At 45.0% G+C, this 17527-nt stretch carries 11 protein-coding genes; 9 read left to right on the top strand and 2 right to left on the bottom strand.

Annotated features, from left to right (window positions below; translation table 11 throughout):
• Positions 1-4: 4 nt before the first annotated feature.
• The 9 genes from KCTCHS21_RS21685 to KCTCHS21_RS21645 all read left to right on the top strand — a co-directional run bounded on the left by KCTCHS21_RS21685 (position 5) and on the right by KCTCHS21_RS21645 (position 14352).
• A complete protein-coding gene (locus KCTCHS21_RS21685; RefSeq protein WP_130613293.1) occupies positions 5-5719 on the top strand; it encodes a PKD domain-containing protein in 5715 nt (1904 codons plus the stop codon).
• 144 nt (positions 5720-5863) lie between these two features.
• Positions 5864-6967, top strand: a complete 1104-nt coding sequence (locus KCTCHS21_RS21680) for a CgeB family protein (RefSeq protein WP_232057915.1) — start codon at positions 5864-5866, stop codon at positions 6965-6967.
• 39 nt (positions 6968-7006) lie between these two features.
• On the top strand, positions 7007-8131 hold the full coding sequence (locus KCTCHS21_RS21675) for a CgeB family protein (RefSeq protein WP_232057914.1): 1125 nt from the start codon (positions 7007-7009) through the stop codon (positions 8129-8131).
• Positions 8132-8164: 33 nt separating this feature from the next.
• Positions 8165-9739, top strand: a complete 1575-nt coding sequence (locus KCTCHS21_RS21670) for a glycosyltransferase family 4 protein (protein WP_130613288.1) — start codon at positions 8165-8167, stop codon at positions 9737-9739.
• A gap of 4 nt (positions 9740-9743) precedes the next feature.
• Complete coding sequence (gene wecB, locus KCTCHS21_RS21665; protein WP_130616642.1) at positions 9744-10835, top strand: non-hydrolyzing UDP-N-acetylglucosamine 2-epimerase; 1092 nt, start codon at positions 9744-9746, stop codon at positions 10833-10835.
• Positions 10828-11811: a polysaccharide biosynthesis protein gene (locus KCTCHS21_RS21660; protein WP_130613286.1), complete on the top strand. Its 984-nt coding sequence runs from the start codon at positions 10828-10830 to the stop codon at positions 11809-11811. Before wecB ends, KCTCHS21_RS21660 begins: the two co-directional genes overlap by 8 nt.
• Positions 11808-12668: a dTDP-4-dehydrorhamnose reductase family protein gene (locus KCTCHS21_RS21655; protein ID WP_130613283.1), complete on the top strand. Its 861-nt coding sequence runs from the start codon at positions 11808-11810 to the stop codon at positions 12666-12668. The genes KCTCHS21_RS21660 and KCTCHS21_RS21655 overlap by 4 nt, the downstream gene beginning before the upstream one ends.
• Positions 12665-13609, top strand: a complete 945-nt coding sequence (locus KCTCHS21_RS21650; RefSeq protein ID WP_157994095.1) for an NAD-dependent epimerase/dehydratase family protein — start codon at positions 12665-12667, stop codon at positions 13607-13609. Before KCTCHS21_RS21655 ends, KCTCHS21_RS21650 begins: the two co-directional genes overlap by 4 nt.
• On the top strand, positions 13567-14352 hold the full coding sequence (locus tag KCTCHS21_RS21645) for a glycosyltransferase family 2 protein (RefSeq protein WP_232057913.1): 786 nt from the start codon (positions 13567-13569) through the stop codon (positions 14350-14352). The genes KCTCHS21_RS21650 and KCTCHS21_RS21645 overlap by 43 nt, the downstream gene beginning before the upstream one ends.
• Positions 14353-15050: 698 nt before the next feature.
• Here KCTCHS21_RS21645 and KCTCHS21_RS21640 read toward each other — a convergent pair.
• Positions 15051-16436 carry a glycosyltransferase family 2 protein gene (locus KCTCHS21_RS21640; protein ID WP_130613277.1) on the bottom strand — a complete coding sequence of 462 codons (1386 nt, stop codon included), beginning with the start codon at positions 16434-16436 and terminating at the stop codon, positions 15051-15053.
• Positions 16430-17512 (bottom strand): glycosyltransferase family 4 protein, encoded by a 1083-nt coding sequence (locus tag KCTCHS21_RS21635; protein WP_130613274.1) that lies wholly within the window; start codon positions 17510-17512, stop codon positions 16430-16432. Before KCTCHS21_RS21635 ends, KCTCHS21_RS21640 begins: the two co-directional genes overlap by 7 nt.
• Positions 17513-17527: the final 15 nt, after the last annotated feature.

Raw genomic sequence — 17527 nt, 5'->3', positions numbered from 1 at the left:
CTCTATGAAAAAAATATTGAGAGTTATTCTTATCCTATTTATTGGAGTAACTGTAATCCCTTTTTCAACGTCTTTAGCATTTCCTGATAATGAGAATGAATTCAATGAGTATTTAATTAGTCAGGGTCAAGAACTTGTGAGTTCTAATAATAATAGACCAGTTAACTTCCAGATTTACAAAAAATATAACTTAATAGTATATGGAAGTTCAGGTCCATTTGGGGACTCAAAACCGAATAGTATCTGTTCGTCTATTCCGGGAACACAATTTCGATATTTAGGATACACAGTAAAAGACCAACCTTACACAAATCCTTGTTACCCGCAAGACTTAATAGGGGATAAGCCAGAAGATTGGAATACTTATTTGAAGCAACCAGACGGACCCAATTCATGGAGAGCAATTTCACCAAGTCAGGAATCTTTTCTTCGTAAAGCTATTTTAACAGGCAATAACGCAAGTTCTCCCAACTATACAGCCAATTACATTGGACAAAAAATGGGTGGAATTAATTTATATGACCAGTACACCAAAGTGCAAAGCCCTCCGTTGTGGAAAACGGGAGGTAGTGTGTACACGCAGCACTATGGTAGCAATAATAAGGTTTGGTATGCCACTTTTACATCACCGCCAATGGTGGGGGAAACAATCGTTTCTGGATCGATAGCTACACCTAATGGTGAAACCTACACGATAGGAAAGGATCAGGATAGCGTTGATATACTCTACAACGTAACTGCTAATGCTAATTTATCGGGAGTTGCGATTAAAGAGGATGTATCCATACTCAAAGCAAGCTCAGGAAGTAATAATGCTTCGCAAGGAGGTACGGCATCGGTTACTCTCTCCAATCAAAAGGTAACGATAAAGAGGTCATCGTATCCAGAGAGTAGTGCAGACATAAAGGTGCCTGTTCCTCTTAAAGGGCAGGCCTATATCAAAAACTCATTTAAAGAAGAGCAGACGGTAGATGTCGGGAAGACTGTTAATGTCATTATACAGCCACTAGGAGACGAGCCGTATGTTACGGCAACTGCTGCTACTAATCCGAACTCTATTAAATTTAATAATACGGATGTGGTAGTTACAGTTACGGTTTCGGGGGCTTTGAAAAATTATACGAATACAGCGAATGTGAAAGAGTGGAGGTTATATGCGAAGCACAAGGACGATGTGGGAAATGCTACACTCCAAACAAAAACGATTCCAGGAGCTGATCTAACAGCAACGACAAATTTTAAGTTTTCCATTCCAAAATCAAAGATAGCAGGTGATTCATTTACGCAGAACTATGTTGTAACCGCTACGGCAATATTTAATAAAGCGGTGTATGGAAAGGCTCAATTAAGTGGCTCAGCTGAAGCATCTTCTTATGTATATAAGGAAACATTGCCACCCGCTACCGAAGGGAATATACCTCCTGTGGCGGTTATTAATGGTACCGGTTATACATCTGCCGGACAAAGCTTTACATTAAACGGAAGCGGGTCCTATGATCCGGATGGAACGATAGTGGCCTATCAGTGGGGCTCAGATGATTGCCAGCTTCTCTCTAGCTCGTTCAATGTGCAGGCACAATTCATATGCATGAATCCCGGTACATATAAGTTCAATCTCATTGTAACTGATAATAAAGGAGCTACAGGTGATGCTTGGCATACTGTTATTGCGGCGCCACCTAAGCCAAGCGCCCTTATTCGTGTAAATGGTGTATTAAAGGAAAATCGTAAAGTTACATTAGACGCTTCGGGTAGCTACAGCCCGGAGGCTTACCCGATCAATAATGCTATGACTACTTGGCAAATCATCCCGATAAGTGGGGGAACGATGGCGGATATTAAATATCATGATTCATTGATAGGGGCAAAGTCTAAAGATGTGCTTTTTAAAAAAGCTGGCGAATACCTCGTGCGTCTAACGGTAACGAATACTGTAGGAGAATCGGATACGAAAGAGCGAACAATCATTATTAAGCCAGACGAAGCTCCGCACGCTGAAATTACAGGAATTAGTCCGATTTATCGACAGTCTTACTCAGATAATAAAGCTTATGTGGATTTGAAGGATCATTCGTACTCTCCTGATGCTGACATCATTGCTTCTCGTACATGGGAAAGAGCTTATGACTCCAATAATAATGGACTTTTTACAGACGAGACATGGACGACTCTTGAAAGTATTGGCAACGGTAAGTTTTTTTACGAATATGTAAACGATGTAGGCAAGTACGCTTACCGTGTTCGTGTAACGGAAACTTACTCTGAACCGACAATGCCAGAATTCCTAACTCCAGCTGACGCAAGATCTTCTGTATCGCCTCTGCTCGTGGTAGAAGTTGATAACTATGCACCGACAGTATCATTTGGCTTACAGAAAAAGAAGAAAGTAGATCTCGTGTTCAATATGGGAGATACGATAAGCGGAGATATGGCTGCACTGAAGACGAAAGTGAACACACTCGTGCTCCCAGAGCTTGCTCTGAATGGAATTGAGGCAAATGTTAAATACATCGATTCTAAGCCTAAGGTAACGGATGCATTTGCCTATGTACTGCATTCAGGAGAATCGCCCTCAATCGATCAACTCTATTACTATAGTCCATCTACGAATACGAACACATTAGTGGCAACTATGACGGGATATGGCTACGCATCTCCACAGCCGATTATTCGTACCGATGGAAAAATGTACTATATGATAAATGGTTATGATTTTAAGCTCTACGATCCAGCTACAGGCTCTAGCACAACCATTTTTACAGCACCAAAAAGATCACATATCTATACAGTTAGCCCAGAGGGAAATATTTATTTTGGATATGCCTACTCAGTCGATGCCTATTCTCCTACCTTTCATTACTTAAAAATGTATAATCAAGCGACAAATAAAATAGTAGATTTTGATAGCACCTTCATGTCATTAATGTACATATTGTATGATTTTAACGGTCGAGTTTTAATGAATACAGGCTTTGATACCTATGGTAATTATTATTGCGGGGCTTATAAGAATGACCTTTCTGGCGGGAATTCCATGCATTGTGGCGCCTCCCCTTCAATTGCGACACCTTTTGGTCAGGCATTTAGTTATGGTGGAGGGCTTATGAGGGCACTGCAGTCCTATAGTTATTCAGGTTATTCTACATTATGGAGCCTGCCTGGAACAGTAGATAGTGCTGCTGCCAGCTATACCGAGCCTAATCTTTATTTTAATGGAGATGTTCATCCTTGGGGGAGACAATTACCTGCTGAGCTTGGTTTTTTTAAGTATAACTATAGTAAGGGTATTCTAGAACAAATTGATGTCAATCAAGTAATCGTTCACGCAGTATCTTACGACAACAAAGTTTACTATAGCTACAAAAATGCTACCTATAAGATTTATGTTTATGATCCTGCAACTAACAGTAAGGAGCTATTATTTAATGCTACTGGAGCTGTTAACGGACCGCCAGTCAGGTATCAGTCTGTGCTCCCTGTTCCTGTATCGCCTCCTTTGAGCGAGGCATTAACTCGTTCCGCAACCACTTGGACGGAAAATGCGCAACGATATTTTGTTGATATTAGTGATCTGTACCATTCGGACTTGGATAAGCCGGGCTTGAAAGCAGAGGTTTTAAAGGAGCTGATAAGTAATGATGTGTCCTATATTCAGTTTGGTTCCTCGGCCAATTCAGCTCAAGCCTCGTCTCTAGTTGCTCAGAATAATGGGAAGGGAAAATTTTATAATAATACGAGCTTAGATTCTTCATTAATGGCATTTCGTGATCATATCATTCCCGCAGCGAATCTGGATTCTCCTGTCATTCAGTACATTGCTTTAGGAGAAGAAATTGAATACACGACAAGCTATGATGATGTTGAAGGTGATCCATTATTGCGTAGTAGATGGTTGTTCGATCATGACTCAAGCGTCTTTGAGAATAACCAAGGTACGATAAGCAGTAATGGAGCATATGTTACATCGCCAATTGTAAAGCCTGATAAGGTTGGCAGATATGATGTGCTGTATCAGGCGCAGGATAATCCCAAAAACGATAGCAGATTCAGTAGCTATCGCAAATGGAGCGATGGACCTGGTGGAAGAATGACATTTTACGTGCATCGAATTCCTTTTGCGCTCTTTACGGCAAGTGCAACTCTTGTAGGAGGAAACTATTCGGTTTCAATTAGCGAATTTTCATATGATCTCGATCACCAATCTGAAGCTGGCGGAGGTATTGTTGAGAAGGTTTGGCGGTGGAAAACGGCTACGGCAGCGAATTGGACGAATGGGCCTCTTCCTAGCACGATAGCGGCAAACCAAACCTACTTAATTTCCTTGAAGGTTAAGGATAAGGAGGGGGCTTGGTCAGAGGAAAATATTCAAGTCGTGGGGGATACGGGCAATTTACCTCCAATCGCTTTGTTTACCGTAGATCCTGCGCGTATTTCACTCAGCCAGTCCTACAAAATAACTGACAAATCCTATGATCCTAACGGTGATCCGATAGCGGAGTGGCAATGGTCAGCAACTAAAGACAGCTTAGAAATCTATGCCGGGGCTACTGCGCCTACAGCTTCTCAATTAAAAAGCGGAGCTTCAGCCAAAGGTAAGCCGCAAGTAGGTACTTATAGTATTACCTTGCGTGTAAGGGATGCGCCCCCTTCAGGCTTATCTCTTTGGTCACAGCCCTATTCTCAAAATGTCGTAATCGCGAATAGCCAGCCTGTAGCAACGATGATATTTCCTAGCGGGTCTGAAGCCCAACCTACTGTTGTTGCCACTAAGCGACCTATTCTGAAGTGGTCACAAACAGATGCGGATCCAGGGACGTTGTTCACACGTTATCAGCTCCAAATTACTAATGAAGCCAATGATACGTTTATTGTAGACAGTGGAACAATGAATCAGAATACGACGTTGAACAGCGCGACCTGGGCAGTGAACAGTGACCTTCCTACAGGAAAGAAGCTGCGTGTAAGAGTTCGTGTATCGGATGAGTATGAATGGTCGAATTGGTCGCCGCAAACCTGGCTCATCGTTAATTCGCCACCTATAGCAGATTTTGATTGGTCACCGAAGCCCGCTTGGGAAGGCGATACTATAACCTTTAAGAATAAATCCATAGATCCAGATAATGATATATTAACTTCTGAATGGGTTGTTACAGGTCCAGGGGGCTACACTCGAAAAAGCACGTTAACTGATTTTTCTCTCACAGACACGTTAAACAGGCCAGGTATCTATTTCGTCACTCTAACTGTCAAGGATCCACATCAAGCAAGTGACAGTATAACGAAGCAGGTAGTCGTTGGTGAGCTTACCCTCTTTGCCAAGGTTAATCATACGCCGGAGTGGGAGGAGCATCGACTGAATTGGAATGCTAAGCATCCTTCAAAGCTTCGTGATAAAAATGTATTTTGGGCCGGTGAAGCCTTTGTTCTGGAGGCTACCGTAACAGATACGGGAAATTCCACAACGAAGGCGCTATCCGTCAAAGCAATAGCTACGACAAAGCTTCAGAAAAGCTTAACCGAAGCTTCACCGGGCTCTCTATTGTGGAACGGTATATTACGTGAAGCAGATACGGGTATTATTTTCAAGGATTTACCTGAGGGCTCCTATTCCTATATCTTTACCGTAAACTATAGTAATGGAGCTACGAAGACCTTTACCGTAATCATACAAATTAAAGATACAGTCGATCATTACATTCAAGTTCACCGTATTCAGTAAAATAATCGCAACAATTAGGAAAAGCGCCCTTTCTCCCGAGCTGTCTTCGAGAGAAAGGGCGCTTTTTGCCCGCCTAAATTCGTCTGTTGGACGGGTAAGTATCCAAGTCCAACCTTGCATTGGCGCATATATTGATTGCGGGTGATGAGGATGCGGAACCATGCGATCTTAAAAAATAAGGAACGCGGACTTAAAGATGGTTACACAAGCGGGTGGCTGGATGGTTGGAGATTAGGCGCATGCAGAGGCATTGATGAGCATATCACCAAGCAAACCTACCCGCGTAATAAGGCACGTATCCTCTATGTTCCGCAAGGCTTCGAAGCGATTGATCAAGGTGTAATTGCCGCACTTCAGAATGAAGTTACTGAGGTTATCGTCGCTCCTGCCAGTGAAATGAAGCTTCAAGCTGCCCAATTCCGGCCGGATGCGGTGCTTGTGATGAATGGACTACACGTGTTCCCGATGGACCATCTCGAACAGATCGATGAAATTCGTAGTATGGGCATTCCTACAGTAATTTGGTTTGTAGATGATCCTTATGTAACAGATGTAACAGTAAAAATTGCACCAAGGTACGATTATGTGTTTACCCATGAACGATCTTGCCTAGAGTTGTACCGCTCGTTAGGCTGCCAAGAAGTACATCATTTATCGCTTGCGGCACATTTTGATATTTTCAAGCCTATGTCTGTGCCTCAGCAATATCGAACGGATATTTGTTTTATTGGAATTGCATTCTGGAACCGGGTTGAGCTGTTTGATCAGTTAGCCCCCTATTTGCAGAATAAACGGGTTCTCATCGGAGGAAAGCTCTGGGATCGGATGGACAATTATTCTTCAGTATCAAGATTTGTGCATGACGGATGGATTGAGGTTCCGGAGACGGCAAAGTATTACAATGGCGCCAAAATTGTCATTAATCTTCATCGCACGACAGAGGCTGGCAAGGATAATCTGAATGGAATTAACTGGCCGGCGGAATCCATAAACCCTCGCACGTTCGAGATGGCATCTTGCGGTACCTTGCAACTAACGGATATGCGCAGTGAGCTACCTGAAAATTATGAAATAGGATCAGAAATTGGAGTATTCAACAATGCACAGCACTTAATTCAGCAGATCGATTACTATTTAACCCACGAGGAGGAGCGTCTTAAGGTGGCGGCTAGAGCCTATCGCAGAACGAAAAGAGACCACACCTTCGAAGCTCGAATTAGAAAGCTACTAGAAGTTATCGGGCTTTAGTATGAAAATTCAAATCCAAAATCGTGGGTGGGATGAAGGTTGGGAAAAGCAATGAAATCTGCCGCTGTAATTCAAAATAAAGCTGCGTACCACAGAGGTCGGGTTGATGGCTTCCCGCTCGGATGGAAGGATGGGCATTGGTTTGGCCGTTGTGAGTCCGTTGTTCGAAGGGCAACACCTGTACCTGTCAAACGTCCCCTTCATGTGCTGTACGTAACATCGGGCAAAGGATTTCCCTACAGCCCGCTGGATCATGGCATTGTTGAGACATTAAAGACAGTTGCCGAACGGGTAACCTTAGTTGTTCCCGATGAGGATGTTTTGAAGGTAGCGACCAAAGTACGGCCAGACATGATGCTCGTATTAGATGGGATGCACATGGCTCCTGAGAAGGTTCAGGCGGTTAATGCATTGGGTGTTCGAACCGCGATATGGTTTACAGACGATCCTTACTATACCGACATTACGGCAGGCATTGCTGTACATTATCATCATGTGTTTACGTTAGAAAAAAATTGTTTATCTTTTTACGCTGAGAGAGGCTGTCCGCGGGTCTCTTATTTGCCACTAGGTGTTTTCCCGGTTGATTATCGTCCACGTAATACACCTTTCGAGCTAAGAGGAGAAATAAGCTTCATAGGCACTGCCTATTGGAATCGAGTAACTCTATTTGATCAGCTAATGCCCTTATTGGCACATCGACGTCTACACTTATCAGGGTTGTGGTGGGATCGACTGGCTGAGTATGAGCGTTGGAAGGGCATAATCGATTTGGGCAAATGGATGGAGCCAGGCGAAACCTCTGAAAGATACAATGCTAACAAAATCGTCATTAATTCTCATCGCGCCCATGATGATGGCACTTTTAATCAGAATCGTGCCATGATTACCGCTGTTTCCCCTAATCCCAGAACCTTTGAAATTTCCGCTTCTGCTACTATGCAGCTGACAGACTACCGCGAAGACATCGCCCAATTTTATATCCCTGGCCAAGAAATTGTGACCTATGATTCTCCAGAGGATCTTGCCGCTAAAACCGATTACTACTTGGAGCATGAAGAAGAACGTCAAGAGATCGCGTTAAGAGGACTTTATCGAACTTTGCGGGATCACACCTTCGTGTCTCGACTTAATCAGATTATGGATTTGACGATGAATGGTTAATAGCCGCGCCATACTTTACAGCAGTCCCATACATTGTACAACTCGGCAATTGGAGGTGACGATCATACCAATGGGCAGCAAAGGGTATGTGGAATTATGAATGGTGTAAAGCCAAAGCTGGTCATTTTCTCTCATATATGCAGCCCGTCTTATGTGACTGGGGCGGAAAAGCTTCTTCTCCTTTTCGTCAGTGAGATGATCCGTCGTTTTCAATGTGTGTTGGTCGTTCCTCAAACAGGCGCAATCTCAGAAAAAGCAAAAGCATTGGGAGTAAAAATCATTGTTCTGGATATTCCTCTTTGTATTTCTTTGTATACAGCTGCGCCTACCATTCTTGAAGAGATAGAGGCAATGAAGAAGCACCCGTCATGGAGCCAAATTCATGCGATGCTGGCCGAAGAGAGTCCTGATTATGTGCTAGTTAATACAAGCGTCCATCCCTTGCCTGCTATGGCTGCAAAAACAATGGGTATTCCTACGATTTGGACTGTAATGGAAACGATTATGGATAGACCTGATCGAAATGTTGCGGTTTCTTTTATTGCCTCTAATAGCGACAGGGTTGTTGGAATATCACATACGACTCTACAGCCATTTCAATTGCTTGCCCCAGAAACAAAAGTCTTTATGCTTCCGCCTTATCTAATAAGAGATGAGCTTCTCCCTAGTAGCTGGGCTTACCATCGCTCTCGTTTGCGTCAGCAATACGGTTGGGGGGAGTATCACCGAGTTGCAGGGTACCTCGCAGCGTCGATTTATACCAATAAAGGTCTTGAGCAATTCGTGAACGCGATGCTTCCTATTGCGGTCAGTAATGTGAGCACAAGGTTTCTCATCATTGGTAATTCAGCAGATGACGTTTATTATCGCAATTGTCAGAAGATTGTACAGCAGTCCGGGTATGGGGATCGGTTTCTATTCCTCCCCTTTGCTGAGCAAATACAGCATGCTTATTCTGTTATGGATGTTGTGGTTGTTCCTAGTCTAGTTGCAGAAGGCTTCGGGATGACGGCATTGGAGGGACTCGTATTCGGTAAAGCAGTTGTCGCTTATGCTTCTGGGGGACTAACGGAAATTTTGTCTGCTACAGGTAATGAAGAGTTTCTCGCCAGCACGGGGGACGTGAACGGATTAACCTCGCGAGTGAATATGCTACTAACTAACAATGGATTACTAAAAGCGGTTGGTGAACGCAACGCGCAAACGTCTCAGCAGGTGTTCGGTATTGAGGCGTTCCGGGCGAAGCTGGATGAATTCATTGCTGAGCTCCCTCAATCGACCAGGCAGCTGAGAAATTCGTTGTGGCGGGGTAGCGGTCCTACAGTTTTTCTAGTTGAGCATGGTGTGAAAAGGCCATTCGTATCTCCTAAATCATTACTGCAAAGAGGATATTTATTCGAAAATGTGACTATTGTTCCGGATGAGGACCTTTTGCAGCTTCCGTCCGGTCCTTCAATTACGGAAATAAAGCCTCCCAAGTCAATAAAGGCAAGACGACGTAAAAGAAGTCGGGTAAGAACGAGTAAGCAACGGTTAAAGGGCAAACGTGGAAGAAGTGTTGCACATAAGAGAAGGTCGGCTAGAAAAGCACAACGCAGAAGAAGGTGAAGGCTTGCGTATCGTAACGATATTAGGAACTCGGCCCGAAATCATTCGTCTTAGCGTGTTAATCGGCAAGCTTGACCGCTTAGCGGAACGGCATGTTCTCGTTCATACGGGTCAGAACTTCTCCCCTAGCTTAAGCGCAGTCTTCTTCGCTGAGATGGGGTTACGCTCTCCTGACCTGCTGCTGGATGATCGTAAAGAAACGGTTGGCGGCCAGTTGTCTGTCATGTTCGCCGCTGTGGAGCAGCTGCTACAGAAGGAGCGTCCTGATCGCGTGCTTGTGCTAGGAGACACGAATAGCGCTTTATGCGCAATGGTTGCAGAAAGAATGGGCATCCCGGTCGTCCATATGGAAGCGGGAAATCGCTGCTTCGATCTCCGCGTGCCTGAAGAGAAAAATCGACGGATTATTGATTCAGTATCTACCTACAATCTTCCCTATACCGAGAACAGCAAGCAAAATTTACTTCGAGAAGGGTTTCCTGTCCAACGGATTTTCCGGTCTGGTAATCCGATCTATGAGGTGCTTCGTCATTATGAGGACCAGATCGAGGGAAGCACGGTGCTTGAGAGATTAAGTGTTGTAAAAGGACAATACTTGTTAGCTACGATACACCGCGCGGAGAACGTTGATGACCCAGATACAATTGCCGGAATTATGAGGGGCTTAAGCTGGACGGCTGAGGAGCATCAGCTTCCTCTTATTTGTAGTCTGCATCCCCGTACAAAATCGAGATTAACAGATGAGGTTCGTGCTTCCATTCACCCGCTAGTTTCCTTTCATGAGCCTTTCGGCTTTTTTGATTTCGTTCGGTTGGAGAAATATGCTTGCTTGGCACTAACAGACAGCGGAACCGTTCAAGAGGAATGCTGCATCTTCGGCGTTCCGACAGTCACCATCCGTCAGACTACGGAAAGACCTGAGACAGTGGACTGCGGGAGTAACGTTGTTGCAGGACTTCATCCAGAGGCTATTCGAAACGCGGCTCGAGTCATGCTGGCACTAAAGGATGCTTGGAAATGCCCTGAAGGGTATTTGGACGAAAACGTGTCTGACAAAGTCGCGAAATTTGTGCTTGGAGGGAAAAGGGATGTTTAAAGATAGGCGTATCCTGGTCACCGGAGGAACTGGTTCCTGGGGTTATGAGCTCATTAAGCAATTGTTGCCGCTAGGACCTGCTGAAGTGATCGTATTTTCCCGTAATGAATCCAGTCAGGTGGCAATGAACCGAGCTTTCGAGGACAGTCGGCTCAGCTTCTGCATTGGTGATGTACGGGATCGGGAGGCGCTCTCTAAAGCCTGTAAGGACGTTGATATTATTTTTCATCTCGCAGCGCTTAAGCATGTGCCAGTCTGTGAGGATCAGCCCTATGAAGCACTGAAAACCAACGTGATTGGCACACAAAACGTGATCGAAGCGGCCATTGAAAATAAGGTGGAGCGGGTCATTAACATTTCTACAGATAAGGCTGCTAATCCGTCGAATTTCTATGGAATGACCAAAGCAATCGGGGAAAAATTGATTGTTTATGCAAACCTGCTTCGCAGTAAAACGAAGTTCGTCTGCGTACGTGGTGGTAATGTGCTTGGTACGAACGGTAGCGTCGTTCATCTGTTCATGGACCAGATCAAAAACAAAAATCAGGTGAGCATAACTGATCGGGGAATGACCCGGTTTTTCATGACTTTAGAGGATGCTATTCGATTATTGTTCAAAGCGACAGCACAAAGCATCGGTGGCGAAATTTTCGTTATGACGATGCCGACCTGCCGGATAATTGATTTGGCTGATGTCCTGATGGACGCTTTGGGCAAGCGCGCAGAAATGGTTGAAACCGGAATTAGACCAGGTGAAAAAATTCATGAGATTCTGCTCACCGAGTATGAGAGCTTAAGCACGATTGTCTATGACGAGCAATATTTGGTCATTCTTCCAACGCTGGATGTTCCGGGGCTACGACAGCATTATGCTTCCTACAGCTCCGTTGATTTCGAGAGCTTTTCCTCTAGCCAATCGCTTATGAATAAAGATGAGATTCGAGCTATGCTGGAGCGCGGAGGGTTTTTACAATGAGAATTGTCCTGCTTGGCGGAAATGGAATGGCCGGTCATATGATTACGGCATATTTGAAGCGAAGCACGACGCATGACATTATTGTCACAGTAAGGCCCCGTTCTGGTGTGGACGGAGATTGGGAAGTATTCGAAGGCATTCAAGCTCGTGAGCTAGACGCTCGCTCCTTTGAAGACGTTAGAGCTCTTATTGAGCAAACTTCACCAGATATTATTATTAATGCAGTAGGGATATTGAATCACCATGCGGAGGACCACCCTTTGGATGCTTATAAGGTGAATGGGCTGCTTCCGCATTGGCTTCGCCATCTAGCAGATCGAGTCGGTGCGAGATTAATTCATATTAGCTCGGATTGTGTATTTTCCGGTGCTCGTGGTAACTATGTGGAAGATGACATTCCGGATGGGAGCACTGTTTATGCTCGAACTAAGGCGTTGGGAGAGATTCTGGGCTCACAGCATGTTACCATTCGTACCTCTATCATCGGTCCGGATAAGAAGCCAGACGGAATCGGATTGCTGCAGTGGTTTCTTTCCCAAGAGGGGGAAATTAGTGGCTACCAGAAGGTGTTCTGGAACGGAGTTACGACATTAGAGCTGGCTAAAGTGATTGAGTGGCTGCTAGAGCGTCCGGAGGTTGGGGGATTAGTCCATCTAACTGCTGCGGAGACGGTATCCAAGCATAACTTACTATTAATGCTACAGGGGCATTTTGACAAAGGGAATGTCACAATTATTCCTGAAGAGGAGCCTATTATCGACCGTACCTTGACTGCGACTAGAAAAGATTTTGAATATAGAACGCCTTACTACAAAGAAATGCTATTTGAATTGCAGCAATGGATGGCTTCTTCATGACCCAACGCAGAATACTTATTACCGGAGCAGGTGGGTTTACCGGAGGCCATGCCTGCCAACGTTTTGCGGAAGCGGGCTGGGAAGTCATTGCAGTAGTTTCTCCCGGAAGGGCGAATGAACCAATAGAAGCGACGGCGCATACGGAAATTTGTGATCTGACGGATGGAGAAGCCGTTGCACGAATGCTAAGGCGAATAGAGCCGGCAGCTGTTCTGCATTTGGCTGGTCGTAACGCGGTGGATTTCTCATGGAGACAACCGGCCACGACTCTTTCCATAAATCTAATGTCTACGGTCCATGTGCTTGAGGGGGTTCGTGGCTTAAAGGAGCCTTGCCGGGTACTGGTCATTGGCTCCATGATTAAAGCGAATGCAGACAAATTAACGTATGCTTCACATCCTTATGGCTTTAGCAAAACGCTTCAGGTAACGGCGGCTCAAGCCTGGCACCATTGGTACGGGATACCTGTTATGATTGCTGAGCCGTCTAATTTAATCGGTCCTGGAGGCAGCGAAGGAATATGCGGTAAGCTTGCAAGATGGGTGGTCGCGGCCGAAGAGGTGGAAGGGAAATTACAACCTTTCGTGCTTTCATCGTTGCATGAAGCAAGAGATTTCCTCGATGTCAGAGACGCAGTCTCGGCTTATGAAGCTGTAATTAACAAAGGGCAACCGGGAGAAAGCTACGCCCTTGAATCAGGAACATTACGCACGCTTGCCGAAATAAAGAGGGAATTTGACGACGCATCGAGCACAGAGCTACCGTGGAGCATTAGGAGCTCATCGCAAGAAATACTCCCTAGTCCTCTACCTCGAGATACGTCTATGGTACAGAATTTAGGATGGAAGCCTGTCCATTCATTCCAGAAGTCAATTAATGATGCTCTGAATTACGAACGGTGGCGTCGTCAGAGGGAAAGGGGGGGATCCCTATCCACGTAGAGCATGCTGACTCACTAAATCCTTTAGTCACTATCGTTATCCCATTCTACAATGATCCCTATATTCGGGAGGCTGTGGAGAGCGCACTTGCGCAAACCTACAAGCCTCTTGAAATTATTGTTGTGAATGATGGCTCTGAGCGCGAAACGGAGCAATTGTATCCCTATGACGGGGATATCCGAGTTCTGAACCAGAAGAATGGCGGCACGGCAAGCGCGTTGAACGCCGGCTTTCGCTACGCTACCGGGCATTATATAGCTTGGCTGAGCTCGGATGACCGATTTCACCCTAATAAGATTGAGAGGCAAGTCCAGTACATGCAGGAGACTGGCTATTCGATTGGTCACACTTCATTTTATCGGATGGATAGTGAAGGCATTGTTGAGAGTCATCCCATCGCATTACATGAGGGTCCGATGGTTAATTTCTATCGTACCCTGCTTACGAGCAACAGGGTTAATGGCTGCACGGTCATGATGACGAAATCCTTATTTACCCGTATGGGTGGATTTAATGAGCAATTTCCTTACACACATGATTATGATTTATGGATTAGAACCATTCTGTCGGGATTTCCAATGGGTTACTTGAACGAACCTTTAACCGATTATAGAGTTCATGCTGCAATGGGTACATTGAGGCATGACAAGGCGATACAGCAGGAGATTAGCAGCATTAGACGTACTTATACCCCTCGATTAGAGCAGCTACTAACAGCTCTTCAGCACGGTCAGGTCAGGTGAGTACATCTGGCCTCTTTCTGAGTTATTGTTGCGTCGAGCGTGCCCGTTCGCTCTCTCAATAACTGCCTCGACTACAATCGAGATAGTCGAAAGTTTCGAGTAAATGTCTTTAACTGTAGCATTGCGGAGCATCGTTATTCGAAAAAATCGAGTAACTGTCTCCAAGCGAAGCATTTCGCGGCACCGTTATTCGAAAAAATCGAGTAATTGTCTTCAACCGGAGCATTTCGTAGCATCGTTATTCGAAAAATTCGAGTAATTGTCTTCAACCGGAGCGTTTTGAAGCCCGTTATTCGAAAAATTCGAGTAACTGTCGTCGAGCGAAGCATTTTGAAGCACCGTTATTTGAAAAATTCGAGTAACTGTCCTTCGAGCGAAGCATTTCGCATCACCGTTATTCGAAAAATTCGAGGAACTGTCTTCAAACGGAGCATTGGGAAGCACCGTTATTCGAATAATGAGCTTAAAGTGAAAAATATAGCTGCTCAATAAATAAGTAACTGGTGTGCGATAGGTAAGGGACAAGAAAGCTCATCTTTGAAAGAGAAAAACAAGCTTCCCCTTATTGATTGGCTGGGGTAGCTTGTTTTTTGGTTTTTCTAAATTTTTAAGCTTCACACGTATCCATTCCTGAATAACCTCGAGATAAACATACGTTCGCTAATCCAAAGGACGGCGGTACACGTTTGATGGAGCGATTAGTATATAGCAAAGCCGACAGGTGTTCTATTAAACAAATACTCGGGGATATTAATGGCTCGCTCCTTGCTCCACCCGAAACGGCTAAGCGTTTCTTCCCAGACGATAGGGCGCAGTCGCTGTCCTTCGCTATAGAATAGGCCGCCATTAGGACCGCGATATAACAGATAATCGTATAGCTCGTGCTCTTCCCAAGCATTGCCTTGTAGAGGCCAGCCCTCTGGCAAGCTCCAGAGCTGCTCATAGCTCACAGGAATGGCTTCTTCGACTTTCAAGCCAAGAGAGGCAAAAACAGATTCGTTCCGAATGGGGTATCGGATCCCGTATTCCACACTATGCAAGCCGTTGCTAGGATCTTTTGCTATGAATACATCGGGATAGCCAGCTGGGAAATTCGCTGCGTCTATAGCGACTCCATCCGGCAGGTTGAGCAGTAACGATGCTCCACAACGACCGACTCTGTTTAAGCTAAGTCTCATACGCAGGAAGGTTTCGTACGAATTGAAGGGTCTCTTATGTCCACGTTCTATCCTGTACACGCATCCATCGTCTGCCAGAGCGTACCAGCCGCTAGGTATTTCCGGTTCTAGGGGAGCGTGATGGGGGTGGGGGGTTGCATAGCGATCAGGTAAGAAGGCTGGATCATGGTTCAGAATGAGCCTCTCCGGATTAAATCCCCATTTGCTAATGAACAGTCTTCTGTTTACTGCGGCAACGCCATACATATCAATGGCATTGGAATTAAAGCTCCGGTTCCCTTCATGATAGACGAATGCATCCCCGGCCATACGCAGAAACAGACCCATTTTAAGAACACGATAGCCTAAATCTATATCCTCATAGCCTCCAACACTGAATGCCTCATCGAACCCACCGAGCAATAACCAGGTGCTTCGCCGCAGAAGCATACAAAATCCGCTTAAAGAAGCGATATCCTGCCATAAACCCGGATTATGATGGTTGAAGCTTTGTGCGAACAAGTGATATTGCCCTTCATTGCTTACATCAGCGGGAATTTTCTGCATCGGGAGTACGAAATTAGACTTAGGGCCTACAATCCCTATCCGATCGTTAGAATGGAGACACTGAAGCATGACGGATAACCAGCGATGAGATACGATGGTATCGTTGTTCAGCAGTAGCAAATGATCGCCTTGTGCTACAGCAGCCCCCTGATTGCAAGCGACAGCAAACCCTAGATTGGTCCTATTTGCAATTAGCTTAACGTCTGGCTGATGAGAGAGCCAAGCAACTGTCCCATCTGTTGATCCGTTATCAACAAAGATGAGCTCATAGGGACTATCTGTAAAAGTACGAATACTATGCAAGCAGCGTGTTGTTAGCTCCAAATTGTTCAGAGTTAGAATCAGAATGCTTGTCAGCATGGGTGCACGCCTACGGCGATGAGCATATCCGAGAATTGGTAAGCATATTTTTCCATTGAGAAATCACTCCGCACATGTTTTTTTCCCGCATTAACTAGATTTCTCCTTAGCTTCTCCGTGGTCATTAATCGAACGATTTGCTCTGCCGCTCCTACAATATCCCCATGATCATAATAAAGTCCTGTAACCTCATCGATAATAGCTGATTTTACTCCGTCAGAATCTGACGTAACTATGGGACAGCCGCAATTTAAGGCTTCAAGAGCGACATATGGAGCGCCTTCTGCTTTGGAAGTCATACATAGTACGCCCCCGGACAAAGCTATTTGCTCATAGTGCGAGGGCATTTGATCATGAGGAACATTATAGAAATGGGTAATACGCGTCGTTAGTCCAAGTCCGATGGACCATTGAAACAGCTCTTCGGTTTCCCCTGGTAAAGCTAATTCTGGATCGCTGAACATCCATAAGCGGACGCTCGGAATAAGCTTAATGACTTCAGCTCCAATTCGCAGAAAATCGCGCCAGTTTTTATTGTCCTCGAGCCGTCCAATCCAAGCCAGTGGAGGATAGGAGGATAGAGGCGCTGGCAGTGGGCTAACGAAGCTGTCTGGATCAAATGGGTTAGAGAAAGCAAATTTAGGTTTATGCGTGTATAGCTCCTGAAGAAGTGCGCCTATGTGAGGGGTTTTAGGGTAAATAATGGCATTTACATTATCGTTGAGATAAGGCTGGGCTTCGATTAAATTATGGCGTGCATTTTCCTGTAACCCGAAGCCTTGAATTTCAAATAAGATCGGTTTGGTAAACCCTAATTGACGAAATAGAGGTACTTGTATGAAAAAGGAAGTTACTACGATAACATCGAACGAATAGAAGTTTAGAATATGTTGAATGGCTAGCGGGTCAGAGGCATAGAAAACCGGTACCTCGGGAGGCAGACTGGATGAGCCACTCCCTCTCTGAAAATAGAGAAAATGACTAAAGATGCCTACAGGAAGCAAGGCTTTATACCTTAATCTGTTCAGTGTATCAACGCCGCCGCTCGGCAAAATAAACACAAACAAAACCTTCATAAGGCACCCCCAAAT

It is taken from the genome of Cohnella abietis (assembly GCF_004295585.1).
Classification (GTDB): domain Bacteria; phylum Bacillota; class Bacilli; order Paenibacillales; family Paenibacillaceae; genus Cohnella; species Cohnella abietis.
Note: the sequence above shows the minus strand (reverse complement) of the source record. Positions and strands in the feature narration are given on the sequence as shown.